Genomic DNA, 23668 nt, shown 5'->3' with positions numbered 1-23668 from the left:
ACCGGAGGAGGACCGATGATCGCGATCAAACGGGTCTACGAGGACCGCACCGCCGACGAGGGCTACGGGATCCTCGTGGACCGGATCTGGCCGCGCGGGGTGCACAAGGCCCGCGTCGACGTGTGGTTGAAGGACGTCGGACCGAGCAATGAGCTGCGCTCCTGGTTCGGGCACGAGCCGCCGAAGTTCGAGGAGTTCGCCCGCCGCTACCGCGACGAGCTCGACGCCAACGCCGCCGTGGCGACGCTCCGGAATCTCATCGGCACCCACGGCGACATCACCCTGCTCTACGGCGCGAAGGACACCGAACACAACCAGGCGGTGGTCCTCAGGACCTACCTCGAGGACTGATCCGGGCCGGAGTTTGCATTCGGAGCATCTGCGGGCCACACTCTTCCTCGGCGGTGTGCGTCGCCTGCCCCCTGCGTGGCGCACACCGTCCTTCCATGTCCGGACCCGGTGTGGGCCCGGCCGCCGTCGATCGGCGCGGATTGTGGCCGTGATCGCACCGTTGCACGCCCCACCTCGGCGGGTCAGAGTGCTATCCGGGCCAGGAGTTCGTTAGCGTGGTCGGGTGACCCCGCCCGTTCGATTCCCGCTGCCAGGCGGCCGCAAGGCCGCCCCGGCACCGCAGCCTCCCGACGAGGAGACCGCTCCGGAACCGACCGCCCGGGAGCGCACGGTCGCGGAGGCGACGGCGCAGTGGCGCAACCGGCTCGCCGACCTCGCCGGGGGCAGCGCCCTCTGGGACGTGGACGCGCTCGGTGACGCGCTCGTCGATCTGACCGCAGCCCACCCCAGCGGCATCGCGCAGCTCTTCGCGGGCCGCTCGACCCGGCTGTCCAACCTGGTCCGGGAGGGTTCCGCGCTCACCCAGGCCCGGCGCCGGGCCCGCGTCATGGGAGCCCGGACCGAGGAACTCGCCCAGCGCTACGGGGTGGCACCCACCTACGTCGCCGTGGGCGTCGCCACCTGGCGAACGGAATCGCCCGGCGAGGCCGCGCGCGAGCCGTACCCGGCGACGCCGGTGACCGGCACCGAGGTCTCCGGTGCCCGGTCCGCTGCGCCTGCTACGGACGAGGGCCCGACGGCGGAGCCCGCGTCGGGCGTGACGGCGGAGGTCGAGCTGGCCGCTGACGCGGGCACCGTGCCCGCGCTGGGCGCGGACGATGCCACACCGGCGTCCGGGGTGAGCGCGCCGACCACCCGCCTCGTGCACGCACCCGTGCTGCTGCGCCCGGTGCGCCTGACCGGTCACGGGACGGAGGCCGAGATCGACCTCGAACTCGACCCCGCCGTCGAGGTCAACTCGGTGCTGGTGCGCGAACTGCGCGCCCACGGGGTCGACGTGGACCCGGCCGAGGTGGCGCGGTCCACGATGGGCACCCACGGCTTCTCACCGAGCCCGGCCCTGGCCACGATCGAGGAGCTCGGCCGGGCCCTGCCCGAGTTCCGGATCGACGCCCGGATCATCGTCGGCGCGTTCGTGCACCCGGGCCAGGCCCTCGCTGACGACCTCGACGCCCAGCAGGCCGGCCTCGCCGAGCACGAGGTGGTGGCCGCGCTCGCGGGCGACGGCGCCGCCCGCGCCGCCCTGCGGTCGACCGTTCCCGCCGCCGAGCCGGAGGACCGGGACCCCACGACCGAGCGCGGTGCCGGGGACCTGGACGCGGGCCAGCACCGGGTGCTGGACGCGGTGCGCGCCGGCGGCCACGTCCTCGTCGACGCCCCGCCAGGGGTCGATGTGCCGGCCACCGTCACCGCGGTGGTGGCGCAGGCGGCCGCCGAGGGCCAACGCGTGCTGTACGTGCCCGGCACCCGCCGGGCCGCACGTGCCCTGCTCGACGCGATGCGCGCCGTCGGCGTCGCCGACCTCGCCCTCGACCTGAGCAACGATCCGAGCTGGAACACGACCGCGGCCCGCCGCCTCGTCGACGGGTTGAACCCGACCGACCCGGAGGTGGACCCCGCCGCCGTCGCCGCGCAGCGCCAGGACCTGGTGGCCGCCCGGAAGCGGCTCTCGGGGTACATCAATGCCCTGCACACCCCGCGTCCGCCGTGGTCGGCGAGCGCCTACCAGGCGCTGCAGGCACTGGCCGAACTGACCGCGGCGCGGCCCGGACCGCGCACCCAGGTGCGTCTGGCCGGTACCGCGGTCCGGACCATGGACTCCGACGAGCGCACCCGTGCCCGCGAGGAACTCGCCCGCGCCGGTGCCCTCGGCGCGTTCCAGCTCCGGGCCTCGGACACGCCGTGGTTCGGTGCCGAGCTGACCAGCGCCGACCACGCCAAGGCCACCCTCGAGGATGTTCGAGCGCTCAACGAGGTGCTCCCGACGATGCGCGAGCAGGTCGCGGCGGCCTCGGCGCAGACCGGACTCGACGAGGCGCAGAGCCTCGGCCAGTGGACCGAGCAGCTGATCCTGCTCGACGGCATCCAGTCCTCGCTGGACGTGTTCACCCCGCAGGTGTTCGAACGGTCCGCCACGGACATGGTGGCCGCGACCGGCACCCGGGCCTGGCGGGTCCAGCACCAGGTGGACCTGTCCTGGGGTGCCCGGCGCCGGCTGCGCAAGCAGGCCAAGGACCTGCTCCGACCCGGTGTCACCGTCGGTGATCTGCACGCGGAATTGGTCGAGGTGGCCGCGCGCCGGGACGTGTGGCGCCGGCACTGCGCGGGCGGCGGCTGGCCGCGTGTGCCCGAGCAGATGACGGCGATCGGACGGACCGCGCAGGAGGTCACCGACCTCGTCGACCGGCTCTCCCCGGTGCTCGCCTCCACGCTCGGCGGCCGCCGCCTCGACCAGGTCCCCCTCGCCGAGCTCGCCACCCGTCTCGAGCGGCTCGGTGCCGACGACGCGGCGGCCCGCCAGATGCCCGAGCGGGCCGCCGTGCTCGCCAAGCTCAACGGCCTCGGACTGGCGCCGCTGGTGGCGGACCTGAGCCAGCGCCGGGTGCCGACGAGCCTGGTCGGCGCCGAGTTCGACCTTGCCTGGTGGTCGAGCGTGCTTGAGGAGATGCTCGCCGAGGACCCGGCCATGGCCGGCCTCGAGGCCGAGTCCCTGGACGAGGCCGCGGACCGGCTCCGGGAGCTGGACGAAGGCCAGACCGCGAGCCTGGTGGCACCGGTGCTGGCCGGATCGGCCGCGCGGGTGCGGGCGGCGATCGCGGCCGACCGTCCACGTGCTCAGGAGTTCTACCGCGAGGTGATGCGGGGCACCACGGACCTCAAGGCGCTGCTGGCCAAGTTCGGCGACGTCGCCTGGGCCCCGCGGCCGGTGTGGATCGTCCCGCCGATGGTGGTGCCGCAGGTGCTCCCGCCCGGCCGGGAGGTCGACCTGCTCGTGCTCGACGCCGTGCAGCACCTGCCGGTCGAGCAGGCTATCTCGGCCATCGCCCGGGCCCGGCAGGTCGTCGTCTTCGGTGACACCCGCCGGGGCGGCACCGGGACGGTGCGGGCACTGGACCTCCTCCCGCGGGCAACCCTGCCCGGGGACCGGGTGGACCAGGACACGGATATCGCCGCGTTCCTCGCCCGGCACGGTTACGCGGACATCATCAGTCCGGTGCCGGCGCCCCCGCACAGTCCTCGGATCACCCTCGACCTGGTGGACGGGACCGGGATGCCGGCGCCCGGTTCGGACGTGGTCGAGAGCGTGCAGGCCGAGGTGGACCGGGTCGTCGACCTCGTCATCGACCACGCGCTCACCCGGCCGGAGCAGTCGCTGGCCGTGATCGCGCTGAACAGCCGGCACGCGGACCGGGTCCGTGAGGCCGTGCTCTCCACGGCCGCCGGCAGCGCCGCGATGTCCTCGTTCTTCGACCAGTCCGGCACGGACGCCTTCACCGTCGTCGACGTCGAGTCGGTCGCCGGGCTGCGCCGGGACGCGATCATCCTCAGCCTCGGCTACGGCAAGACGCCGCACGGCCGGGTCCTGCACCGGTTCGGGGCGATCTCCGGACCGGACGGTGCCGAGTACCTCGTCGATGCGCTGGACGCCGTGCGGCACCGGCTCACCGTCGTCAGCTGCCTCGCCCCTGAGGACCTCGACCCCGAGCGGCTCCGCTCCGAGGGTGCCCGGATGCTCAAGGACGTCCTCGGCCTCGCCGCGAGCGGTCACGCCGAACTCGACGAGGACACCGACGATCACGTACCCGACCGGCTGCTCGTGGATCTCGCCGAGCGGCTCTGGCGGCTCGGGCTCACCGTGGTGCCGCGCTACGGGGTTCCAGGGGGCGTCCGCGTCCCGCTGGCCATCGGTCACCCGGACCTGCCGGGGGAGCTGTTGGTCGCCGTACTCACCGACGACCCGGAGTACGTCGCCGAGCCGAGCCTGCGACGGCGGGACCGGCACTGGGTGCACCGCCTCGCGAACCGCGGGTGGCGGGTCCGGATGGTGTTCTCCACGGCCGTGTTCATGGACCCGCAGGGTGAGGCCGAGCGGATCGCAGCCGACGTCCACGCGGTGCTGGCGGAGCGGAACGTGACTGTCACCCGCCCAGGTTCGGGCGCCCCGCCCGCCGAACTCAGCGATGACGAGGACGCTGCCGCCGAGGGTGACCCGGCCCGGCCCACGACTTCCGCCCGCGGCCTGGCCATGGTCGGTGCGCAGCCGTCCCGGCCGGCTGCCAGGGCGCCGATCGCCGGCCTGCGCGGGGACCGTCCCGACGTCACGTCCGGCCAACCGTTGAGCCGTTACGGCGACGACGAGCTCGATGCCCTGGTGGCCTGGATCGGCTCCGACTCCGTGCCCCGGTCGACCGACGAGCTGCGCGAGGAACTGCGCGCCGAGCTCGGCATCGCCAGGCGCGGCACGCACGTGGACGCGGTCCTCGGGGCGGCCGTGCGGCGCTCTGGGCTTGCGACCACGACCAGCCCGGCCGCCGCGGCGACTGACGCGGAGACGGCATCCACCGAGGCTGACACCGACGCGGGCGCTCCGGAGGCCGATGCGGACCCGGACACCGGGGAGGCCGGCGGCGCAACTGCGGAACCGGGGTCGACCGACGACGCCGTTGGCGACGCCGACGACGCGACTCGCCCGTCCGGCCGGTCCGAGCCGACGATCCCGAACCGGGCCTGGGAGGACGACGACCGCGCCTGGGGCGACGGCGCGTCCGACTCCGACGACGACCGGCTCCGACGCGACGTGCCGCCGCACTGGTCCTGACGCACTGATCCCAGCGGCACTGGGACGCGTCATGACTCGCGCTCCGACACGCCCGGATCCGTGGTTCATGGAGCGTCAAGGTGCGGGGGTGCCAGGAGTGACTACCTTGGTCCCCGCACACAGATTCATCACGATTGCGCCGCAATCACTCCGCATCCGGCTGTGCAGCCATCAGAGAGAGGGGACCAGCCTTGGGCGGTTTCAAGGACTTCATCATGCGGGGCAACCTGGTCGAGCTTGCCGTGGCATTCATCATGGCCACGTCGTTCGCCGCGGTGGTCACCGCCTTCACGAACATCATCCTCGAGATCATCGCGAAGGCCGGCGGAGCGCCGAACTTCGACGAGTGGGCACCGGGCGGGTTCACGACCGTCGGTCCGTTCCTGACGGCCGTCGTCGCCTTCCTCATTCTGGCCTTCGTGGTCTACTTCGGGATCGTCAAGCCGTACGAGGCCGTCAAGGCCCGGATGGTCACCCCGGCTGACGAAGCGGCTGCGGAGACCGCGGAGGAGATCGCGCTGCTGCGCGAGATCCGCGACTCCCTGCGCTCGGGCAACCAGGCCTGATCGGAATTGGCCGGGAGCCCGGTCGTGAGGGGTGGGGAGCCGACCGGCTCCCACCCCTCACGTGCGTCCGGTCCCGTCAGGTCACGGCGGATCAGTCACGGTCGACGAGGACGGCGCGGAACGGGGCCACCGCGCTCGCACCGCTCACACGGGCGGCGTCCTGGGCAGCGACGGCGGCGATCACGACACCCGTGGCCGCCGGGGCAGTCCCGGCGAAGAGCGACGCATCCGCTTCCTGGGCGTCCACGCGGCTCAGGACCAATGCCCCGGACGTGATCAGCTCGGACTCCAGGACCTGGCCGCCGGAGTCCACCGGGGCCAGGTACAGGTCGAGCAGGTCACCCACCCGGACCAGTTGGGCGAGCGCGGGATCCGCGAGTCGGATCGGGACCACGACCGTGTCGGCCGGCGCCGCAGCCGCCAGACCCGGCCCGACGAGCAGGGTAGGAACCACCGGCATCCCAGGGCTCACCCCGATCGTGAGCGGCGCACCCACCGCCTCCGCCAGCGGCACCGTCTCCGGCGGTGGGTCTCGGACCTGTCGCACCTCCAGGTCCGCAGCGGTCAGGACGGACCCCGCCGGCAGGGTGCCGGTCACCACCAGGACGTCCGTGGTCGGTGGCGCCGGGGGCCGCAGGTCCGTGAGAGCCAGCACTGCTGCCCACCCCAGGCACGCCGCGGCGAGGACGAAGCGGTAGCGCCACAGGACGGCGCGCCATCGGACGGCTGGCGCGTTCCTTCGCTGCGTCCTGGTACGGGGTCCCCGGTCGGCTCTCATCGGGGCCGACGGTAGTCAGGTCATGCCTGTCGGTGGTCGGCCCGGGTTCGAGCCTGTGGACACGCAGGCGTACCGCCGCTTCCTGTGCATGCGGGGAACGACGTTCGGCCGCGCCCCGGTTTGACGAGCCAGGAGCGTGCGAGGCTCCAGACCGGTGCGAGCGTCAGTTGGCGGCGGGAGCCGCGGCCTTGCTGCCGCTGCTGGAGGAGCCGCCGGAGGAGGAGTCGCCGGAGGACGACTTCTTCGAGGAACTGGCGCTCGAGGAGTCGCCCGAGGACGAACCACCGGACGAGGAGCCGCTTGAGGACTCCGACGGCTTGGTCTTCGACGACGAACCGGCGTCGCTCTTGCCCGCGCCCTCCGAGGACGTCGAGGTGCCGCGCGAGTCCGTACGGTAGAAGCCGGATCCCTTGAAGACCACACCGACCGGCGAGAACACCTTGCGCAGCCGGGGTTCGTGGCAGTTCGGGCACTCGGTGAGCGCGTCGTCGCTGAAGGACTGGTAGATGTCGAACGCGTGGCCGCAGTTCTGGCAGGCGTAGGCGTAGGTCGGCACAGGGTCCTCCGGGATAACCAACAGGCGATCGGGCCGGCGCGTCGCCGACCCGATCGCTCATTCTACGCGCCCGCGATGCGTTGCCTCGCGCGCCGTCGGGCGGCCGTTACTCTCGGAGCGTGGCTGGGATCTCCGTTGCTCGACGTATCGCTCTGGCCGTGGCCGTCTTCCTCGTCGTCGTTCTCGTCGCCGGGGTGATCACCACGGTGATCTTCGTGCGCCGTCCGCTGCCCGATCACGGTGGCACCCAGCAACTCGACGGACTGACCGGCGAGGTCGAGGTGATTCGCGACGAACTGGGCATCCCGCAGATCTACGCCGACAGCGCCGAGGACCTGTTCATGGCCCAGGGATACGTGCACGCGCAGGACCGGTTCTTCGAGATGGACTACCGCCGCCACGTGACCGCGGGGCGACTGTCCGAACTGGTGGGCGCCAACGACGCGGCCCTCGAAGCGGACATCGCGACCCGTACCCTCGGCTGGCGCCAGGTCGCCGAGCAGGAGTGGGATCTGCTGGACCCGGCGACCCGCTCCTACCTCAGTGCCTACGCAGACGGGGTGAACGCCTACCTGGACGGTCGCCAGCCCAGTCAGCTCGGGCTCGAGTACACGGTGCTCGGGATGTCCGTCGAGGTCGACACCATCGAGCCGTGGGACCCGATCGACTCGCTCGCGTGGCTCAAGGCCATGGCCTGGGACCTGCGTTCGAACTACGGCGACGAGCTCGCCAGATCGGCCATCTACGGCCAGGTCGGTGACCTCGATTTGGTCGGGGCCCTGTACCCCGGCTACGACAGCTCGAGGAACCTGCCGATCCTGCCCACGGCCGCGGAGGTCGTCACGCAGCAGGAGGCCGCCGCCGCGGAGGAGGCGCAGGCCCAGGGCATGGACCTGACCGGTGGTGGCGAGGGGGAGGCGGACGCCGGTGCCGGCTTCACGCAGGATCCGTACGCGAACGCAAGCATCGCCGCCGGCGACGTGGCCGCCGCCGCGCAGAACGCCCTGGACGCGATCCCGGCCCTGCTGGGCGCGGGCGATGGCCTCGGCTCGAACTCGTGGGTCATCTCGGGCGAGCACACGGAGTCCGGGCAGCCGCTGCTCGCGAACGACCCCCACCTCGGTCTCGGTGCCCCCGGGATCTGGTACCAGGTCGGCCTGCACTGCAACGAGCGCTCCGAGGACTGCCCGTTCGACGTCGCCGGATACAGCTTCTCCGGGCTGCCCGGGATCGTCATCGGTCAGAACCCGGACCTCGCCTGGGGTCTGACGAACCTGACCTCTGACGCGAGCGACTTCTTCCTGGAGCGGGTCTACGCCGACGGCACCTACCTGCGGGCCGGCGACCGGCTCCCGCTGCTCGAGCGCACCGAGGTGATCGAGGTCAACGGGGGTGACGACGTGACCATCGCGGTCCGATCCACCCCGCACGGACCGATCGTCTCGGACGCGATCGACAGCACCCGGGCGGCCGGGGACCTGCCGCTGCCCGACGGCTCCCCGCCGACCGGTCTGTCCGGGTACGCGATCGCCCTGAGCTGGACGGCGCTGACCCCGGGTCGCACGGCGGACGCACTGTTCGCAATGAACCTCGCCGCCGACGCGGACGACGTTGCCGAAGCGGCCGCGATCTACGACTCGCCGTCGCAGAGCTTCGTGTTCGCGACCACGGACGGTGTGATCGGCTACCAGGCGGCCGGTGCGGTGCCGATCCGAGCGGACGTCGCCGGCGCGGTGGTGCCCTCGGACGGGCGGTGGCCGCGGCTGGGCTGGGATCCGGCCCACGACTGGCAGGGCCTGGTGCCGCCCGAGCAGATGCCGTCCGTCACCGACCCGGCGGAGGGCTTCATCGTCACGGCGAACCAGGCCGTGACCTCGCCCGGGAACGCCCCGGACCTCGCCACCGACGTGGACCGGGGCTACCGGGCCCAGCGGATCCGGGACCTGATCACCGCACAGATCGATGCCGGTGAGCCGTTCACGACGTCGGACATGACCCGGATCCAGCTCGACGAGGCCAACCCGTACGCGCAGATGCTGGTCCCCGTGCTGCAACAGATGCGGGTCCAGGACGAGTTCGTGGCCGAGGCGGTCGACCTCTTCGACGACTGGGACTACGTCAACGACCAGGACTCGCCAGCGGCCGCCTACTTCGCCGCGGTCTGGACGAACCTGCTCCGGCTGACGTTCTGGGACCAGGTGCCCGAGGCCCAGCGACCCAGTGGGGACAGCGGCTCGCTCGACGTGGTGCGCAACCTGCTCGAGGACGAGGCCAGTCCGTGGTGGGACGACCGGGCCACCCTGACCGTGGTGGAGCAGCGGGACGAGATCCTGGGGCTCGCCCTGGTCGACGCCCGCGCGCAGCTGACCGTCTCGCAGGGCAAGGATCCCGACGACTGGCGCTGGGGTCGCTCCCACCAGATCGCGCCAACGCACGCGCTGCTCGGCGGCGGTGGTGGGGTGCCAGGCATCGTCTCGGACTACTTCAACCCGGATCCGCGCGAGGTCGGCGGGGGCAGCTCATCGGTGAACGCGACCAGCTGGGACGCGAGCGCCTGGGTCGGCGGCTACGCGGACCTGTCCGTGACCGCCGGGCCGTCGATGCGGATGGTCATCGACCTCGCGGACCGGGATGCCTCGACGTGGCAGAACTTCCTGGGCAACTCCGGGCACCCGACCTCGGGCAACTACGACGATCAGTTCGAGCGGTGGGTCTCCGGCGAGCCGTACCCGTGGGCGGTCACCCGGGCCGCCGTCGAGGACACGCAGGACCGGACCCTCACGCTCACGCCACCCGGCTGAGCCGAGCGGAAGCTGGCCGGGAGAGATTCGGACCCGGCCCGAGACCGCTCACTCGACGGCGAGGATCAGCCCCTTCGGGGTCAGCACGCCGTCCACCCGGCGATCGTGCGCGGCGACCGGCAGCGGTTCGGTGGAGACCTCGTCATCGAACAGGATCGCGATGACCCGGGCGCCGGGGCGGGCATGCGCGAGCGCGCGGTCGTACCAGCCGCCACCCTGCCCGAGCCGGTTCCCGGCCGCGTCCACACTGAGCGCCGGGGTGAGGATCAGGTCCGCCTCCGCCAGTGCCTCGGCACCCAGGCCCGGTCCCTCGGGGTCCGGCGGGCGTCCGGGCGCCCGGACCTCGAGCGGGTCCCCGGGACGGTACCGGGCCCAGTCGCGGCTCAGGCCCGGCCCGAGCATCGGCAGCAGGATCGAGATCCCGGCCCGGTCGAGCACGTCCATCAGCGGGGCCGTGTCCGGCTCGCTCCGCCGGGCCGCGTAGGTGGCGACGCACTGCACGTCCTGGAGCAGTTCGGTGGCGTGCACGGCGATCGACTCGGCGGCCTCACGGCGTTCCCGGTCGGACCGTTCCGTGCGGTGCGCCCGCACGGAATCACGCATGATCTGCTTGGCGTCCTCCATTTCCAGATGAGCATCACGGGGGAGGGTGTTCGCCACTGACCACATGCCTCCACCTTGTCAGGCCCCGGAGACATTTGCGCCACGGATTCGCTGATGGCGAAGAGAGATCTCGCCATCTACTAGCCTTCCCTCATGTCCGACGCAACGATCACCGCGCGGCCCGGGCGGTGGCGATGAAAGCGGTCTCGGAGCATCTGGCCGCCGTGCTCGAGCTGCTTCGCCCGCTGCCGCCGCTCGACGTGGTGCTGCACGACGCCGTCGGGTGTGTCCTCGCGACCGACGTGACCGCGTCCGCGGACCTACCCCGCCGCGACCTGGCGGCGCTGGACGGGTATGCCGTCCGGTTCGCCGACATCGACGGCGCGGCCCCGGACCGGCCCGTCGTGCTGCGGGTGCTGGAGGAGGTTCGCGCCGGCCAGACCGACCCGACCCGGCTCGTCGCGCACACGTGCGTCCGGATCGCGTCGGGCGCCCCGGTCCCGGCCGAGGCCGACTGCGTGGTGCCGCTCGAGGCGACCGACTCCGGGAGTGCCTCCGTGACGATCACGGCGACCTCCGCCGTCGGCGAGAACATCCGCCGTACCGGCGAGGACCTGCACGACGGCGAGATCGCCCTGGCCTCGGGGGTGCGGATCGGCGCGAGGCAGATCGCGCTGCTCGCCGCGCTGGGGCGCTCGCGCGTGCCGGTGCACCCACGCCCACGGGTGGTGCTGATCTCCGTGGGCGACGAGCTCGTCGAGCCCGGCCGTAGGGCCGCCGACGGGCAGGTGTTCGACGCGAACGGCCACGCGCTCGCAACCGCCGTCCAGGATGCCGGCGGCACCACGTTCCGGGTGGCCGCGGTCCCGGACGAGCGGGGCGCGCTGCGGGAGACGCTCGAGGACCAGCTCGTACGCGCCGACCTGATCATCACCACGGGCGGCCTCAGCTACGGCGCCAACGACACCGTCAAGGAGGTGCTCAGCCCCCTCGGCACCGTCCGGTTCGACAACGTGGCGATCACCCCCGGGCGGCAGTTCGGTGTCGGGGTGGTCGGCGAGGACACCCCGATCCTGTGCCTGCCCGGGGACCCGGTCAGTGCGCAGGTCGCCTACGAGGTGTTCGTTCGGCCGGCGCTGCTGGCGATGGCCGGGCACGTGGAGATCTACCGGCCGACCGTGTCCGCGCGGATGGCGACGGCGTGGGAGTCGCCCCAGGGCCGGCGCCAGTTCGTGCCGGTCGCGCTCGTGGGGTCGCCGGACCAGGGCTACCTGGCCACGCCGGTCGGACCGCCGGGTGGGCTGCTGCTGACCGCGATGGCACGGGCGAACGCGCTGGCGGTGGTCGCCGAGGACACCACGACGGTCGCCGCGGGCATCGACCTGCACTGCCTCGTCCTGGAGAGTTGATGGACCTCGCCTCGGGGGACATCCGGTTGCGCACGTTGCGGCTGCGTGACCGAGTCGCCTGGGATGCGCTGCGGGTGCGCAACGCCGCCTGGCTGCGCCCCTGGGAGGCCACCTCACCCGAGGCGGCAGCGTTCCGGCCCACGTTCGCCCAGTACGTGCGCAGCCAGAACCGGGCGGCCCGGCGCGGCGAGGGATACGCCTACGTGATCGAGGTGGGCGGGCAGATGGTCGGGCAGCTGACGATCTCCTCGGTGACCCGCGGCTCGCTGCAGTCCGCCACCATCGGGTACTGGATCGCCGAGGACATGGCCGGCCGTGGGATCGTGCCCGTCTGCGTGGCCCTCGCGACCGACTTCTGCTTCTTCGAGCTCGGGCTGCACCGGGTGGAGATCAACATCCGCCCGGAGAACGCCGCGAGCCTACGCGTGGTGGCCAAGCTCGGCTTCCGGGACGAAGGTGTCCGGCGGCAGTACCTGCACATCAACGGGACCTGGGCGGACCATCGGTCGTTCGCGTTGACGGTCGACGAGGCGCAGGGCGGTCTCGCGGCCCGTTTGCGCTGATCTTCCGCGACACGCCGAGCCCGCTCGCCGGTGCCGACACCCCGGCGTTCTACCGTCGGGATGTGAGTTTCGGCGGGTATGCAGTGACGGCGATCCTCATCATGTTCTTCGCCTTCCTGCTGCCGTCGGTGATCCGGTCGAGGCAGGTGGTGCTCGACTCCCGGGTCGAGGACCGCTTCTCCGAGGACCTCCGGGTCGTGGCGAGGGCGGGAGATCCACCCGAACCGAAGGCTGAGCGCAGTAACCGCGGATACGTCCATCGCCCGCGGATCGAACAACCGGAGGCACCCATGCACACGCCAGTGGCACACCGTGATCGGCTCGTGGCCGCCGACGCGCGCCGTGCCGCCGCCGCCCGGGCCGCCCGCGCCGCGGCTGCGAGCCGCCGAGCCGCTGCCGCCCGCCGTCGCCTCGCCCTCACTCTGCTGCTGCTCGGCGTCACGGCCGTGACCTGGACGTTGTTCGCCGTCGCGTCGCTGCCGGTCGCAGCCGCCGTCGTGCCTTCCGTCTTCCTGGTCGCCGTCGTGGTCGCCGGCCGACGCGCCTCGGCGAAGGCCGCCGTCGCGGACGCCCGCTGGCGTGCCGAGGTGACCCGGGACACCCGCGACCCGTTCGCCCCCGTCGGCACGATCGACCGCTCCGAGGCGCCGGTCCGGCACGCCAGGGCCGTCCGCCGTGACGGCGGCGCCGAGCACGCTCGTGCCGCGTCCGCGTCAGCGCCCGGCGAGCGCACCGAGCGGGCCCGCCCGGCTGCCACCGCGGGCACCCGACCCAGCCTGCGCATCGACGTCGACCCGGCCTCCCTCCTGCCTGAGGAGCCGGCCGCCACCCACCGCGCCGGACCGGAGCTGCCGGAGGGCGAGGGGTGGACCCCGGTGCCGGTGCCCGTGCCGACGTACACGCTCAAGCCGACCGTCCGCCGTCGGGACGTTGCTCCGCTCGAGGCTCAGTCGGACACCCAGGACGAGCAGGCACCAGCGGCGTTCGAGGCGGCCGCCGGGGACGCCGCGACCGGGACGGACTCGGCCGCACCGGGCACTCCTGCCCAGGCTCCTGCGGACGACGTCACCCAGGCCGAGGCGCCGACCGCCCCGGCGATGAACCTGCAGGCCGTGCTGGCCCGCCGCCGCGCGTCCGGACAGTGATCCCGGCCACGTCCGCGGCGTCGCAACGGGCTCGCCCGAGGTGGTAATCTGAACGTCGTTCTGGGGCTATGGCGCAGTTGGTAGCGCGTCTCGTTCGCAATGAGAAGGTCGGGGGTTCGAATCCCCCTAGCTCCACAGAATGGTGAGAAACCCGAACTGCCCCGTCCGATGGCGGGGCAGTTTCGTGTCCGGGCCCGCCCTCGCCGCTACGGCGGAGTCGGGCGTCGTTCGACGCTGTTGGCGAGCTGCTCGACTACGAGTTGCATGACGCGCCGTTGAGCCCTGTTCATGCTCTCGGTCGCGACGGCGGTGAGGGCGTCGGCACTCCTGCGTTCGGCGCGGCTGTTGCCCGTGTCGGGGAGAGCGTCGTAGTGCTCCTCCACGAATCCCTTGATCGTGGTGACTGCGCGATCAGCCAGGGTGGTGATCTCGATGTCCTCTGCGTCCGCGGGTAGGCCCCAGATCGCCGTGTTGAGGTTCGTGAACTCCTCGGGTGCGTCCTTGAAGGTCTCGACGAAGGTGATCGTGTCCTCCTTCGGGGTCAGGTGGGCCATGACGATCGCGACGTTGCGTGAAACGGGATCGTGCCCGAGCGCTTCCATCGCCAGGAGCGCTTCGGGTGACACGTCGGGTGAGACGCCGAGACCGATGACGTGATCGACCTCGGAACGGATGCGTTCGAGCTCGGCGATCCTGGTGTCGAGCTCCGCGCGGAGCCCGCGCATGGACTCCTGGCCCTGTTCTTCGGAATCGAGCATCCGCGCGATGTCTTCCAGGGTGAAGCCGAAGCCGGTGAGCCGGGCGATGCGCAGCACGAGCACGAGATGGCGGGCGGTGTACTGCTTGTAGCCGTTCGTGAGCCGTTCCGGTTCCGGCAGGATCCCGATCTCATGCCAGTGCCGGATCGACCGCAACGTGACGCCGGCGAGGTCGGCGAGCTGACTGGTGCTCCATGCCACGATCAGACCTCCAGTGGTTCGGCTGCGATCTCAGTGGTGTCCAGAGACCGGAACACGCGGGCGCTCAGTGCGACCACGACGGTCACGATCATGACAGCCGCTATCCCGATTCCCGCGGCCGGGAGCCCGAACCCTGCGGCGACCGCGGCGATGGGGGCAGAGGTGAGGGCGGGGGCCGCGAGCACGAGCGCGTTCTGTGCCCCGAGCACTCGTCCGCGCAGTTCGTCCGGGGTCGCTTCGATGGTGGCCACACCCAGCACCGCCGACATGGGGCCGTTGGTCAGTCCGATGAAGACGGCCGCTGCGAGCACCATCCAGGGCGCCGCCATCGCACCGATCGCGGTGAACCCGATGCCCACGCCGACCATACCGATCACGAACCAGGCACGACGCGACACCTTCCCGACCGTCGCCGCATAGACACCCGCGCTGAGCAGGCCGCCGACCGCGATCCCGGTCGCGGCGAACCCGCTGAGCTCGGGCAGCTCCTCACTCGTGAAGTAGGCCGGCATGATGGTGGCTTGCAACGCCGCGAACACCGCGACGAACACCGCCGACACGAGGGTCGCACCCAGCACGAGCCGGTGGCCGAGCAGGAACCGCCACCCGGTCACGAGATCGACGAGGACCCCGCGAACACCCGCCTTCGCCGAACTCGCCTCGGCCGCGGGGATGGTTCCCACACGGGGCGACATCGCCAGCGACAGCAACGCCGCGCCAAGGCTCATCCCGGCGGTGATGAACAACGCGGTCGAACTCACGCCGAACATCCAGATCAGCAGTCCGCCCAGGCCCGGGCCGATCAGCATCAGTGCGCCCGCCAGCGACTCGCGTAGGCCGACCAGCCGGTCGAGGGCGCCGGGCCTGCCGCCGCTGAGCTGGACGAGGCGGGGGAGCAGCGTCTCCCGGGCCGTCATGCCCGGCATGTCACCGAATGCGCCGATGACACCCAACACGATGAACCACGTCAGGTTCAAACCCCAGACCGCGTCCACGATCGGCACCGCGGCCACCGATGCCGCCGACAGCACATCGCTGACGATCGACACCGTGCGTCGGTTCACCCGGTCGACGACGACGCCGGCAAGAACACCGACGACGGCGGCGACGGCCGCGGTCACCGATGCCAGGATCCCGGCGGCGAGGATGTCACCGGTCTTGGCGAGTACAAGCAACGGGAACAGTACCGACGCGACCCCGTTTCCCAGCAGGGAGAGACTGTACGACCCCAGATACACCCAGATGTTTCGGCTCATGAGGTCATCACAAACTATGCCGCCGCGGCATGGTCAAGTCGCCGGGCGGCTCACTCTCGGCGCAGGATCCGAGGCGCTCCGTGAGCGCTCCGGATCAGGGGCGCGCGTCGAGGTTCAGATGGCTGCGCATCGCCGCGGCGGCCTCGCCCAGTTGTGCGAGCTGCTGAGGTGTGAACGCATCGACGAAGACCTCCTTGATCGCCCGAAGATGGGGGAGCGTGCTGGCGCGGAAGGCGCGGGCGCCCTCCTCGGTGAGGACGACGCGCGCGCCGCGGGCGTCCTCCGAGCAGGGTTCGCGGCGAAGCAGCCCGCGACGCTCCATCCGGCCGAGCTGGCCGGACAGGCGGCTGCGCTCCCACTCGATCTGCGCGGCTAGTTCCGACGACCGCAACGCCGTCCCGTCCGCCTCGCTCAGTGCGAGGAGTACCCGGTAGTCCCCACTCGACAACTGTGAGTCCTGGTGCAGCCGGGCCTCGAGGCGGGCGCGCACGATCTCGAACGTCTCGACGTGTGCCCGCCAGATCGCGAGTTCCTCGCTCGTCGGGACGCTCCGACGCTTGGTGGTGCCCATCGCCCCTCCAGGTGGTTGACATGTGAATCATATTGAGCGCATGATTCACATGTCAATCACATTGGACGGAAGCGGGCACGCGATGGATGCTCCACAGATCGAGTTCGGGATCGACAGCTTCGGAGACCGCCCCCGCGATGACCGGGGGGAGGTCGTCTCGCACGCGCAGGCGATCCGCGCCGCGGTGACGGAGGCCGTCCTGGCCGATCAGGTCGGCATCGACGTGGTCGCACTGGGTGAGCACCACCGGCCGGAGTACGCGATCTCCAGCCCGGAGACGGTGCTGGCCGGCATCGCGACCACCACGAAGCGGATCCGGCTCGCCTCCGGCGTGACGGTGCTGTCCTCGGACGACCCGGTGCGGGTGTTCCAGCGGTTCGCAACCCTGGACGCGCTCTCGAACGGTCGCGCCGAGGTGATCCTCGGCCGTGGTTCGTTCACCGAGTCGTTCCCGCTCTTCGGGTACGACCTGACGGACTACGAGGTGCTGTTCGAGGAGAAGATCGACCTGTTCCACCGGCTCCTGGACGAGAAGCCGGTCACCTGGGAGGGCACCACCCGTGCCGCGCTGCACGATGCGGAGGTGTACCCGAAGACCGATTCGGGGCGACTGAGCACGTGGGTGGGAATCGGCGGATCGCCACAGTCCGTGGTCCGCGCCGCCCACTACGGGTTCCGGCTCATGCTCGCCATCATCGGCGGTCCGCCGGACCGGTTCGTTCCCTACGTCGATCTGTACCGGCGTGCCAGCGAGCAGCTGGGTAGCATCGCGCAGCCGGTCGGGATGCACTCTCCCGGATTCGTCGCCACCACCGACGAGGAGGCCAAGGAGCTGTTCTACCCCGGCTACCGGGAGATCCGGGACCGCATCGGGGCGCTGCGCGGCTGGCCGCCGCTCCGCCGGGAAGAGTTCGAGGCGGAGGTGGACGGCGGGTCGCTGTATGTCGGTTCGGTCGATACCGTCGCGCACAAGATCGCCCATGCGGTCCGGGCCCTCGATGCCGGTCGGTTCGACATGATCTACTCCGCCGCCGGCACCGTTTCCGCTGCCGCCCGGCTCCGTTCGGTCGAGCTGTACGGGACCCAGGTCATCCCCCGGGTCCGCGAGCTCCTGGCCGAACGGCCCGCCGTCACGGCGGGGTCGACTCGATGACCGCCCGGCACCCGACCGAAGGGACACTCAGGTGACTGAAGGACTGACAGACAACAACGGAGCGCCGGTGACGGTCAGGCTGGAGCCCGGCGATCCGGTCGGCTCCTATGTGGTGAGTTTGGCCGACGGGTCACGCGCCGGCAGGGCCGACTTCGTGGACCTTCCCGACGGCGCCACCGAGCGGATCTACTTCCATACCGAGGTGGCCGCGGAGTTCGGCGGGCGCGGACTGGCTGGGCTGCTGGTGCGTGCGGCGCTCGCGGACAGCATCCGCGAGAACCTCACCGTGGTGCCCGTCTGCCCGTTGTTCGCCCGTCATCTCAGCAAGCACGGCGACGAGTTCGTCGCGGACGGCGGCGTGTTCCGTCGACCGAGGCCCGCCGATCTCGCACTGGTCGAACGAGCGGTCCGAGCTGGTAGGCAGTCGTGACCAGTGACCATCGAGGCTCTCGTAGAGTGTTCGACAAGCACGGCGAGCTCTCGCCCGCCATCGGTGGGCGTCGCTCCACCGGGGGAGGAGAAGGATGCGTCCGTTCCTGGACAAGGTGATGCCCGAGGCGTGGCAGGCTGCGGAAGCGTTCTCGTCGGCGATCCGTGCGGCCGTGCTGGAACGGGGTCTGTCGATTCAGGAGTCCGAGCTCATCAAGCTGCGTACGTCTCAGGTGAACGGGTGCGCGTTCTGCGTGGACCTGCATGCGCGCGAGGCCCGGCAGGCAGGCATCGTGCAGCAGCAGCTGGACCTGCTGCCGGTGTGGCGGGAGACCGACGTGTTCGACGATCGGCAGCGGGCCGTGCTCGCGGTGGCGGAAGCCACCGCAGCCCTGCCCGTCACCGAGGACTCGGAGGCCGACCTCTGGGGTGCCCGAGCGGTGCTCGGCGAGGAGGCGTTCGTCGCCGCGGAGTGGGTGGCGGTCACGATCAACACCTTCAACCGGATCTCCATCCTGAGCGAGCACCCGGTGCGTCCCCGGGGCGCCGACGGAACGATCGTCCGATGAGCAATCTCGACGCGCGCCCCGAGCTCGAGGTCCTGGAACCTGGGCAGCCGTGTACGGCGACAGAGATCCTCGAGCCACGTCTGGTGCCACTCGGTGGCCCCCGGGCGATGACCGTCTATCGAACCCTCCCGCAGCGGCGCCGGTCACTGGTGGGGGCCTGGTGCTTCCTGGACCACTACGGTCCCGATGACGTCTCGGCGACCGGTGGGATGCAGGTACCGCGGCATCCCCACACCGGGCTCGCGACGGTGTCCTGGCTGTTCACCGGGCGGATCGAGCACCTCGACTCCGGCGGCAACGCGGCCTCGGTCGTACCGGGCGAGCTCAACCTGATGATTGCGGGCCGGGGCATCACCCACCAGGAGCTCAGCGACTCTGGGACCAGCACACTGCATGGCGTGCAGCTCTGGTACGCGCTGCCGGAGCGGACCCGCTTCGCCGAGAACGCGTTCGTGAACCACACGCCCGAGCCGGTCGTGCGTGCCGGTGTCATGGCACGCGTGTTCATCGGAGCACTCCTCGGTTCGGTCTCCCCGGTCGACACCCGCACGCCTGACCTGCTCGGTGCTGAACTGACGCTCGAGCCGGGCGTCTCGGTGCGGCTCACCGTGCGGGGCGACTTCGAGCACGCCGTCCTCGCCGAGAGCGGGGAGGTCACGGTGAACTCGGCTGCCGTGGACCATCGATCGCTCGCCTACGTCCCGCCCGGATCCGAGACCCTTGTCATCGCCGCGGGTGATACGCAGGCCCGGGTCATCCTGCTCGGGGGCGTGCCGCTCGGGGAACAGATCGTGATGTGGTGGAACTTCGTCGGGCGTGATCACGACGAGATCGTGGAGTACCGGCGGCGGTACCAGGCCGAGCTCGGCTTCGAGGCCGCCGACCCGAGCGATGCCGGCAAACCGGCCCTGTTCGGCGAGTTCCCGCCCGGCCAGCCCGCACCGTTGCCGGCCCCGCCGCTGCCCACTGCCCGGCTGCTGCCGCGCGAGTAGGGCTACATCCTCGGGTCCTCGGTCGGGTCGGCGTACATCGCCGGGCAGCCGTGGTCGGTGGCTTCGGGGCGTAGCTCGAAGTGCCAGGGCTCGTTGCCGTAGATCTGGCACAGGCCGTACCGGGCGCCGTGTCGGGACAGCCAGTCCATGGTGTCGTAGGGACCGAGGTCGACGGCGTCCCCGGACACGTGCGGTGACGTGTCCGCGGTGGCGACCCATCGGGCGGCCTCGGCCTCGGATCCGTACTCGGTGACCGCGTCGCGCAGGAGCTGATCCTGGTAGTCGGGTGAGCGCCAGCCGCTGTTGACGTTGAAGGTGATGTCGCGGCGGCCGGCGTCCGTGGCCGCCGTGCGCAGCGCCTCGAGCAGTTCGGGGTCGAGGTTGACGACGCCGGGATGCTGGTCGTCGAAGACCGTCACACCGTCGGGCAGGACGCCGTCCGCGCCGGTGACGACGCCGTCGGCCTCGGCGTCGGGGCGGCCGTCGTCGCCGGCGAGGATGTCGCTGAGAGAGGGCGCCGGTGTAGGTCCCCGCTGATCGACGAGGGCACCGATGAGGGCGAACACGACGACGACAAGCCCGAACACCAGCCCGACGGCGGTCCGGTGCGGTCTGCGTGCCCTCGGTTCTGCTCTCACTTGACTCATGCGGTCAAGTCAAGGCGGTGCGGTGTTGTCAGCCTGTAAGAGGATCTCGATACGCCGACGATATGCCTCTCCTCGTAGCATCGAGTCCATGCGCGTGCTGGTCGTCGAGGACGAACCCCTCATGGCGGAGGCGATTCGCGACGGGCTCCGGCTCGAGGCGATCGCCGCGGACATCGCCGGAGACGGCCACACCGCCCTGGAACTTCTGGCCGTGAACAGCTACGACATCGCGGTTCTCGACCGCGACATTCCTGGGCCGTCCGGTGACGAGGTCGCCACCAGCATCATCGCCTCCGGCAGCGGCATGCCGATCCTGATGCTCACGGCCGCCGACCGGCTCGACGACAAGGCCACCGGGTTCGAGCTCGGTGCCGACGATTACCTGACCAAGCCGTTCGAGCTCCGCGAACTCGTGCTCAGGCTCAGGGCGCTCGACCGCAGGCGCGTGCACAGCAGGCCTCCGGTGCGGGAGATCGCCGGCCTACGGCTGGATCCGTTCCGCCGGGAGGTCTACCGGGACGGCCGCTACGTCGCGCTGACCAGGAAGCAGTTCGCCGTGCTGGAGGTGCTTGTCGCCGCCGAGGGTGGGGTCATCAGCGCGGAGGCGTTGCTGGAGCGCGCCTGGGACTCTAACGCCGACCCGTTCACCAATGCCGTGCGGATCACGGTCTCCGCCCTGCGCAAGCGACTCGGTGAGCCATGGCTGATCGCGACGGTGCCCGGCGTCGGCTACCGCATCGACGCCGGACCGGAAGCGGTCGCCACGGGAGACGTGCGTGGTTAGGGAGCCCGGGCTGAGCGTTCGCCTCAAGCTCACCCTCAGCTACGCCGGGTTCCTCATGCTGGCGAGCACGCTCCTGCTCGCGGTGGTGTGGGCCTTCCTGCTGCGCTACGTGCCCGACGGGCCGATCGACACCCTCGGCCCCTTCGTCCCCAACCGGTCGGACCTGCTGCGTGCCTTCGCCCCGCGGGCGGCCCTGGTGCTGGTGTTCCTGCTGCTGTTCGGCCTCCTCGGCGGGTGGCTCCTCGCCGGCCGGATGCTTGCGCCGTTGACCCGCATCACGAACGCCACCCGGAAGGCGGCGACCGGGTCGCTCTCGCACCGGATCTGGCTGGACGGCCGCAAGGACGAGTTCCGCGAGCTGGCCGACGCCTTCGACACCATGCTCGGACGGCTCGAAGCGCAGGTCGCCGAACAGCAGCGGTTCGCGGCCAATGCCTCCCACGAGCTGCGGACCCCGCTGGCGATCACGCAGACCCTCCTGGAGGTCGCCCGCAACGACCCGAGCTCCGACACCGGCGCACTCGTCGAGCGCCTCCACTTCGTCAACTCCCGGGCCATCGACCTCACCGAGGCGCTCCTCCTGCTCAGCCGCGCCGACCAACGCGCGTTCGGCCGAGGGTACGTCGACCTGTCCCTCATCGCGGAGGAGGCCACGGAGACGCTGCTCCCACTCGCGGAGGCCCACGGGCTCACCATCGAGACGTCCGGCGACCTGACTCCCACCGTCGGCTCACACGCGCTCCTATTGCAGCTGACGACGAACCTCGTGCACAACGCGATCGTCCACAACCTGCCCGACGGCGGCGCCGTGTGGGTCACGACGAGCCGTGAGCCCGACGCCGTGGTGCTCACGGTCGAGAACACCGGTGCGAGGCTGACCACGCAGCAGGCCTCCACGCTCACCGAACCGTTCCAGCGTGGCGCCCAGCGTGTTCGAACCGACCACGCGGGCGTCGGTCTCGGCCTCGCGATCGTCCGGAGCATCACGCAGGCGCATGACGGGACCCTCACCTTGACGCCTCTGGTCGATGGCGGGCTCCGCGTCTCGGTCGAGCTCGCCGCGGCGTCACCTCGGGACGCCGGCTGACGGTCGGTGGAAGGTGCGCTCGCAGTCGCGCACGAGTGAGCGCAGCGCCGGGCCGGGCTCGGACCTGACCCTAGTTCGACGGGCGCGCGGGTGGCACGGCGTGCAGCAGGGAGCGGAGGAGATCCTTGGCGGTCTCGGGACCGACCGCGCCGGGGGTGTTGACGAGCTGGGATGCGAGCCCGTCGACGAAGGTGTGCAGCACGCCGGCCCATTCCTCGACCTCCGGGTCGGGGTGGGGGAGACCGGCGTCCTCGATCCGGCTGGTGGTCGGCTGCCCGCGCAAGGCGGCGACGCACTGGCGATGGAGCGCCCGCTGGTCGCGCCACGTCCGCGAGCCGCCCACGGCGAACTCGCGCGGACTCGGGATGGCAGTGCCATGCTCTTCTGGACCACCACGCAGGCGGCCAGTGCCCGCGACGGCTGGACCTTCGAGGGCCCCGGTCCCGAACTCACCGATGGCATTGCTGCAGCGACTGCTATGAACCGGAGACACCATGACCGACGACCGAATGCAAGCCGAGGCGCAGCCCTCCGCCGCACGACGGCGCCTGATCGACCTGAGCCACACGATCACCGAGGGACTCGTGACCTACCCGGGCCTTCCGGCCCCCGTCATCACGCCGCACCTGACCCGCGAGGCGTCCGCCGCGACGTACGCGCCGGGCACCCGGTTCGCGATCGATTCCCTTACCCTCGTCGGCAACACCGGGACCTATCTGGACAGTCCCTACCATCGCTACGCCGACGGCACCGACCTCGCCGGGCTGAGCCTGGACACGCTCGTCGACCTACCGACCGAGGTGTTCCACGTGGCCGACGCAACGACCCGCGGCGTGCCCGCGCAGGTGTTCCACGACCGTGACCTCGCAGGAAGGGCCGTGCTGATCCACACCGGGTGGGATCGCCACTTCGGCACGCCCGAATATACGGATCGGGCGCCGTTCCTCACGGAGGCAGGAACCCGGTACCTGATCGACCAGGGCGTCGTGCTCGTCGGGATCGACTCGCTCAACATCGACGACACCGAGCCCGAGGCCCACGGAACCAGGCCGGCGCACTCCCTGTTGCTCGCCGCGGGCATCCACGTCGTCGAGCACCTCACCGGGCTCGGCTCGCTCCCGTCGAGCGGAGCGCGGTTCACCGCCGTGCCCCCCAAGATCCGGGCGTTCGGGACCTTCCCCGTCCGTGCTTTCGCCGTCGTCTGAGAGTCCCTCGCTCAGATCACGAACGAGAACAGGCCGGTCGCGACGCAGATGACGAACATGCCGGTGGCGTTCACGAAGAGGTTCCTGCCGAAGTCCCGGGCCCTGATGTGCGCCGAGATGGCGAGCACGAAGTACAGGATCAGGGCGCCGCTCGTGAGCGCACCCAGGTAGGGAACCCAGATCCCCGCGATCAGGCCCGCTGCGGCCGCGAACTTGATCGGCGGGGTCACCCACCAGTACCTGCGCGGGAGGTTCACCGCGTCGAAGCACTCGGCGATGAACGTGACCGGCCTGATGCACAGCACCCCGTCGACGACCTGGATGAGGGCGAGCAGCATCACCGGCCAGACGGGATCGGGCAGCGCGGCCACGATGGAGCTGTCCGCTGTGGTGACGAAGTCCATGCCCGTACCATACGGCACGGT

At 71.2% G+C, this 23668-nt stretch carries 23 protein-coding genes and 1 tRNA gene; 15 read left to right on the top strand and 9 right to left on the bottom strand.

The genetic code is table 11. The features are described from left to right. Positions 1–15 precede the first annotated feature (15 nt). From GKS42_RS20560 to GKS42_RS20550, 3 genes are all read left to right on the top strand, one after another. Positions 16–351: a DUF488 domain-containing protein gene (locus GKS42_RS20560; RefSeq protein ID WP_154795518.1), complete on the top strand. Its 336-nt coding sequence runs from the start codon at positions 16–18 to the stop codon at positions 349–351. Positions 352–574: 223 nt separating this feature from the next. After that, positions 575–5170, top strand: coding sequence for a hypothetical protein (locus GKS42_RS20555; RefSeq protein WP_154795517.1), 4596 nt, complete (start codon positions 575–577; stop codon positions 5168–5170). A gap of 134 nt (positions 5171–5304) precedes the next feature. After that, entirely contained in the window at positions 5305–5736 is a 432-nt protein-coding gene (locus GKS42_RS20550) for an MscL family protein (protein WP_354002674.1), read from the top strand. 91 nt (positions 5737–5827) lie between these two features. Here the strand turns inward: GKS42_RS20550 and GKS42_RS20545 are convergent, their stop codons facing one another. Continuing rightward, positions 5828–6391: a CpaB family protein gene (locus GKS42_RS20545; RefSeq protein ID WP_154795515.1), complete on the bottom strand. Its 564-nt coding sequence runs from the start codon at positions 6389–6391 to the stop codon at positions 5828–5830. 286 nt (positions 6392–6677) lie between these two features. Next, the gene (locus GKS42_RS20540; RefSeq protein ID WP_154795514.1) at positions 6678–7070 is read right to left on the bottom strand and encodes an FmdB family zinc ribbon protein; all 393 of its coding nucleotides are present in this window, start codon (positions 7068–7070) and stop codon (positions 6678–6680) included. A 119-nt stretch (positions 7071–7189) separates the two neighbouring features. Here GKS42_RS20540 and GKS42_RS20535 point away from each other — a divergent pair, with 119 nt between their 5' ends. Continuing rightward, entirely contained in the window at positions 7190–9871 is a 2682-nt protein-coding gene (locus GKS42_RS20535; protein WP_232847774.1) for a penicillin acylase family protein, read from the top strand. A 48-nt stretch (positions 9872–9919) separates the two neighbouring features. Here the strand turns inward: GKS42_RS20535 and GKS42_RS20530 are convergent, their stop codons facing one another. Then, entirely contained in the window at positions 9920–10495 is a 576-nt protein-coding gene (locus GKS42_RS20530; protein WP_232847773.1) for a 5-formyltetrahydrofolate cyclo-ligase, read from the bottom strand. A gap of 173 nt (positions 10496–10668) precedes the next feature. On the opposite strand from GKS42_RS20530, the gene GKS42_RS20525 reads away from it, so the two are divergent. From GKS42_RS20525 to GKS42_RS20510, 4 genes are all read left to right on the top strand, one after another. Beyond that, the gene (locus tag GKS42_RS20525; RefSeq protein ID WP_154795512.1) at positions 10669–11883 is read left to right on the top strand and encodes a molybdopterin molybdotransferase MoeA; all 1215 of its coding nucleotides are present in this window, start codon (positions 10669–10671) and stop codon (positions 11881–11883) included. Continuing rightward, positions 11883–12446, top strand: coding sequence for a GNAT family N-acetyltransferase (locus GKS42_RS20520; RefSeq protein ID WP_154795511.1), 564 nt, complete (start codon positions 11883–11885; stop codon positions 12444–12446). Before GKS42_RS20525 ends, GKS42_RS20520 begins: the two co-directional genes overlap by 1 nt. A gap of 62 nt (positions 12447–12508) precedes the next feature. Next, complete coding sequence (locus GKS42_RS20515; protein WP_154795510.1) at positions 12509–13591, top strand: hypothetical protein; 1083 nt, start codon at positions 12509–12511, stop codon at positions 13589–13591. A gap of 62 nt (positions 13592–13653) precedes the next feature. Then, positions 13654–13726 (top strand) — tRNA-Ala (locus tag GKS42_RS20510). A gap of 71 nt (positions 13727–13797) precedes the next feature. On the opposite strand, the gene GKS42_RS20505 is transcribed toward GKS42_RS20510, so the two are convergent. The 3 genes from GKS42_RS20505 to GKS42_RS20495 all read right to left on the bottom strand — a co-directional run bounded on the left by GKS42_RS20505 (position 13798) and on the right by GKS42_RS20495 (position 16377). Next, positions 13798–14550: a helix-turn-helix domain-containing protein gene (locus GKS42_RS20505; protein ID WP_168217924.1), complete on the bottom strand. Its 753-nt coding sequence runs from the start codon at positions 14548–14550 to the stop codon at positions 13798–13800. Between the two features lie 2 nt (positions 14551–14552). Next, the gene (locus tag GKS42_RS20500; RefSeq protein ID WP_154795508.1) at positions 14553–15806 is read right to left on the bottom strand and encodes an MFS transporter; all 1254 of its coding nucleotides are present in this window, start codon (positions 15804–15806) and stop codon (positions 14553–14555) included. A 94-nt stretch (positions 15807–15900) separates the two neighbouring features. Beyond that, entirely contained in the window at positions 15901–16377 is a 477-nt protein-coding gene (locus tag GKS42_RS20495) for a MarR family winged helix-turn-helix transcriptional regulator (protein ID WP_154795507.1), read from the bottom strand. 82 nt (positions 16378–16459) lie between these two features. Here GKS42_RS20495 and GKS42_RS20490 point away from each other — a divergent pair, with 82 nt between their 5' ends. The 4 genes from GKS42_RS20490 (at position 16460) to GKS42_RS20475 (ending at position 19520) form a co-directional block, all read left to right on the top strand. Further along, complete coding sequence (locus GKS42_RS20490; RefSeq protein ID WP_154795506.1) at positions 16460–17530, top strand: LLM class flavin-dependent oxidoreductase; 1071 nt, start codon at positions 16460–16462, stop codon at positions 17528–17530. Between the two features lie 31 nt (positions 17531–17561). Continuing rightward, positions 17562–17960 (top strand): GNAT family N-acetyltransferase, encoded by a 399-nt coding sequence (locus GKS42_RS20485; RefSeq protein ID WP_154795505.1) that lies wholly within the window; start codon positions 17562–17564, stop codon positions 17958–17960. A gap of 94 nt (positions 17961–18054) precedes the next feature. Then, the gene (locus tag GKS42_RS20480; protein ID WP_154795504.1) at positions 18055–18528 is read left to right on the top strand and encodes a carboxymuconolactone decarboxylase family protein; all 474 of its coding nucleotides are present in this window, start codon (positions 18055–18057) and stop codon (positions 18526–18528) included. Beyond that, positions 18525–19520 (top strand): pirin family protein, encoded by a 996-nt coding sequence (locus tag GKS42_RS20475; RefSeq protein WP_154795503.1) that lies wholly within the window; start codon positions 18525–18527, stop codon positions 19518–19520. The genes GKS42_RS20480 and GKS42_RS20475 overlap by 4 nt, the downstream gene beginning before the upstream one ends. A 2-nt stretch (positions 19521–19522) precedes the next feature. Here the strand turns inward: GKS42_RS20475 and GKS42_RS20470 are convergent, their stop codons facing one another. Next, the gene (locus tag GKS42_RS20470; RefSeq protein WP_154795502.1) at positions 19523–20167 is read right to left on the bottom strand and encodes a M15 family metallopeptidase; all 645 of its coding nucleotides are present in this window, start codon (positions 20165–20167) and stop codon (positions 19523–19525) included. An 88-nt stretch (positions 20168–20255) separates the two neighbouring features. On the opposite strand from GKS42_RS20470, the gene GKS42_RS20465 reads away from it, so the two are divergent. Both GKS42_RS20465 and GKS42_RS20460 read left to right on the top strand, forming a co-directional pair. Next, positions 20256–20951, top strand: coding sequence for a response regulator transcription factor (locus tag GKS42_RS20465; RefSeq protein ID WP_154795501.1), 696 nt, complete (start codon positions 20256–20258; stop codon positions 20949–20951). After that, the gene (locus GKS42_RS20460) at positions 20944–22038 is read left to right on the top strand and encodes a sensor histidine kinase (protein WP_154795500.1); all 1095 of its coding nucleotides are present in this window, start codon (positions 20944–20946) and stop codon (positions 22036–22038) included. Before GKS42_RS20465 ends, GKS42_RS20460 begins: the two co-directional genes overlap by 8 nt. A 70-nt stretch (positions 22039–22108) precedes the next feature. Here the strand turns inward: GKS42_RS20460 and GKS42_RS26965 are convergent, their stop codons facing one another. Beyond that, on the bottom strand, positions 22109–22321 hold the full coding sequence (locus tag GKS42_RS26965; RefSeq protein WP_210769230.1) for a TetR family transcriptional regulator C-terminal domain-containing protein: 213 nt from the start codon (positions 22319–22321) through the stop codon (positions 22109–22111). Positions 22322–22532: 211 nt separating this feature from the next. Here GKS42_RS26965 and GKS42_RS20450 point away from each other — a divergent pair, with 211 nt between their 5' ends. Beyond that, positions 22533–23243 carry a cyclase family protein gene (locus GKS42_RS20450; RefSeq protein WP_154795498.1) on the top strand — a complete coding sequence of 237 codons (711 nt, stop codon included), beginning with the start codon at positions 22533–22535 and terminating at the stop codon, positions 23241–23243. 11 nt (positions 23244–23254) lie between these two features. On the opposite strand, the gene GKS42_RS20445 is transcribed toward GKS42_RS20450, so the two are convergent. Continuing rightward, positions 23255–23647, bottom strand: a complete 393-nt coding sequence (locus tag GKS42_RS20445; protein WP_154795497.1) for a DoxX family protein — start codon at positions 23645–23647, stop codon at positions 23255–23257. Between the last annotated feature and the right edge of the window lie 21 nt (positions 23648–23668).

This window comes from Occultella kanbiaonis, assembly GCF_009708215.1.
Lineage (GTDB): Bacteria > Actinomycetota > Actinomycetes > Actinomycetales > Beutenbergiaceae > Occultella > Occultella kanbiaonis.
This window is presented reverse-complemented; position numbering and strand designations above follow the sequence as displayed.

Excerpts from the sequence above, each read along its gene's own strand:
- GKS42_RS20560 (WP_154795518.1), top strand. The coding sequence starts at position 16 with ATGATCGCGATCAAACGGGTCTACGAGGACCGCACCGCCGACGAGGGC.
- GKS42_RS20530 (WP_232847773.1), bottom strand. The coding sequence starts at position 10,495 with ATGGAGGACGCCAAGCAGATCATGCGTGATTCCGTGCGGGCGCACCGC.
- GKS42_RS20525 (WP_154795512.1), top strand. The coding sequence starts at position 10,669 with ATGAAAGCGGTCTCGGAGCATCTGGCCGCCGTGCTCGAGCTGCTTCGC.
- GKS42_RS20520 (WP_154795511.1), top strand. The coding sequence starts at position 11,883 with ATGGACCTCGCCTCGGGGGACATCCGGTTGCGCACGTTGCGGCTGCGT.
- GKS42_RS20500 (WP_154795508.1), bottom strand. The coding sequence starts at position 15,806 with ATGAGCCGAAACATCTGGGTGTATCTGGGGTCGTACAGTCTCTCCCTG.
- GKS42_RS20495 (WP_154795507.1), bottom strand. The coding sequence starts at position 16,377 with ATGGGCACCACCAAGCGTCGGAGCGTCCCGACGAGCGAGGAACTCGCG.
- GKS42_RS20490 (WP_154795506.1), top strand. The coding sequence starts at position 16,460 with ATGGATGCTCCACAGATCGAGTTCGGGATCGACAGCTTCGGAGACCGC.
- GKS42_RS20480 (WP_154795504.1), top strand. The coding sequence starts at position 18,055 with ATGCGTCCGTTCCTGGACAAGGTGATGCCCGAGGCGTGGCAGGCTGCG.
- GKS42_RS20475 (WP_154795503.1), top strand. The coding sequence starts at position 18,525 with ATGAGCAATCTCGACGCGCGCCCCGAGCTCGAGGTCCTGGAACCTGGG.
- GKS42_RS20470 (WP_154795502.1), bottom strand. The coding sequence starts at position 20,167 with ATGAGTCAAGTGAGAGCAGAACCGAGGGCACGCAGACCGCACCGGACC.
- GKS42_RS20465 (WP_154795501.1), top strand. The coding sequence starts at position 20,256 with ATGCGCGTGCTGGTCGTCGAGGACGAACCCCTCATGGCGGAGGCGATT.
- GKS42_RS20450 (WP_154795498.1), top strand. The coding sequence starts at position 22,533 with ATGACCGACGACCGAATGCAAGCCGAGGCGCAGCCCTCCGCCGCACGA.
- GKS42_RS20445 (WP_154795497.1), bottom strand. The coding sequence starts at position 23,647 with ATGGACTTCGTCACCACAGCGGACAGCTCCATCGTGGCCGCGCTGCCC.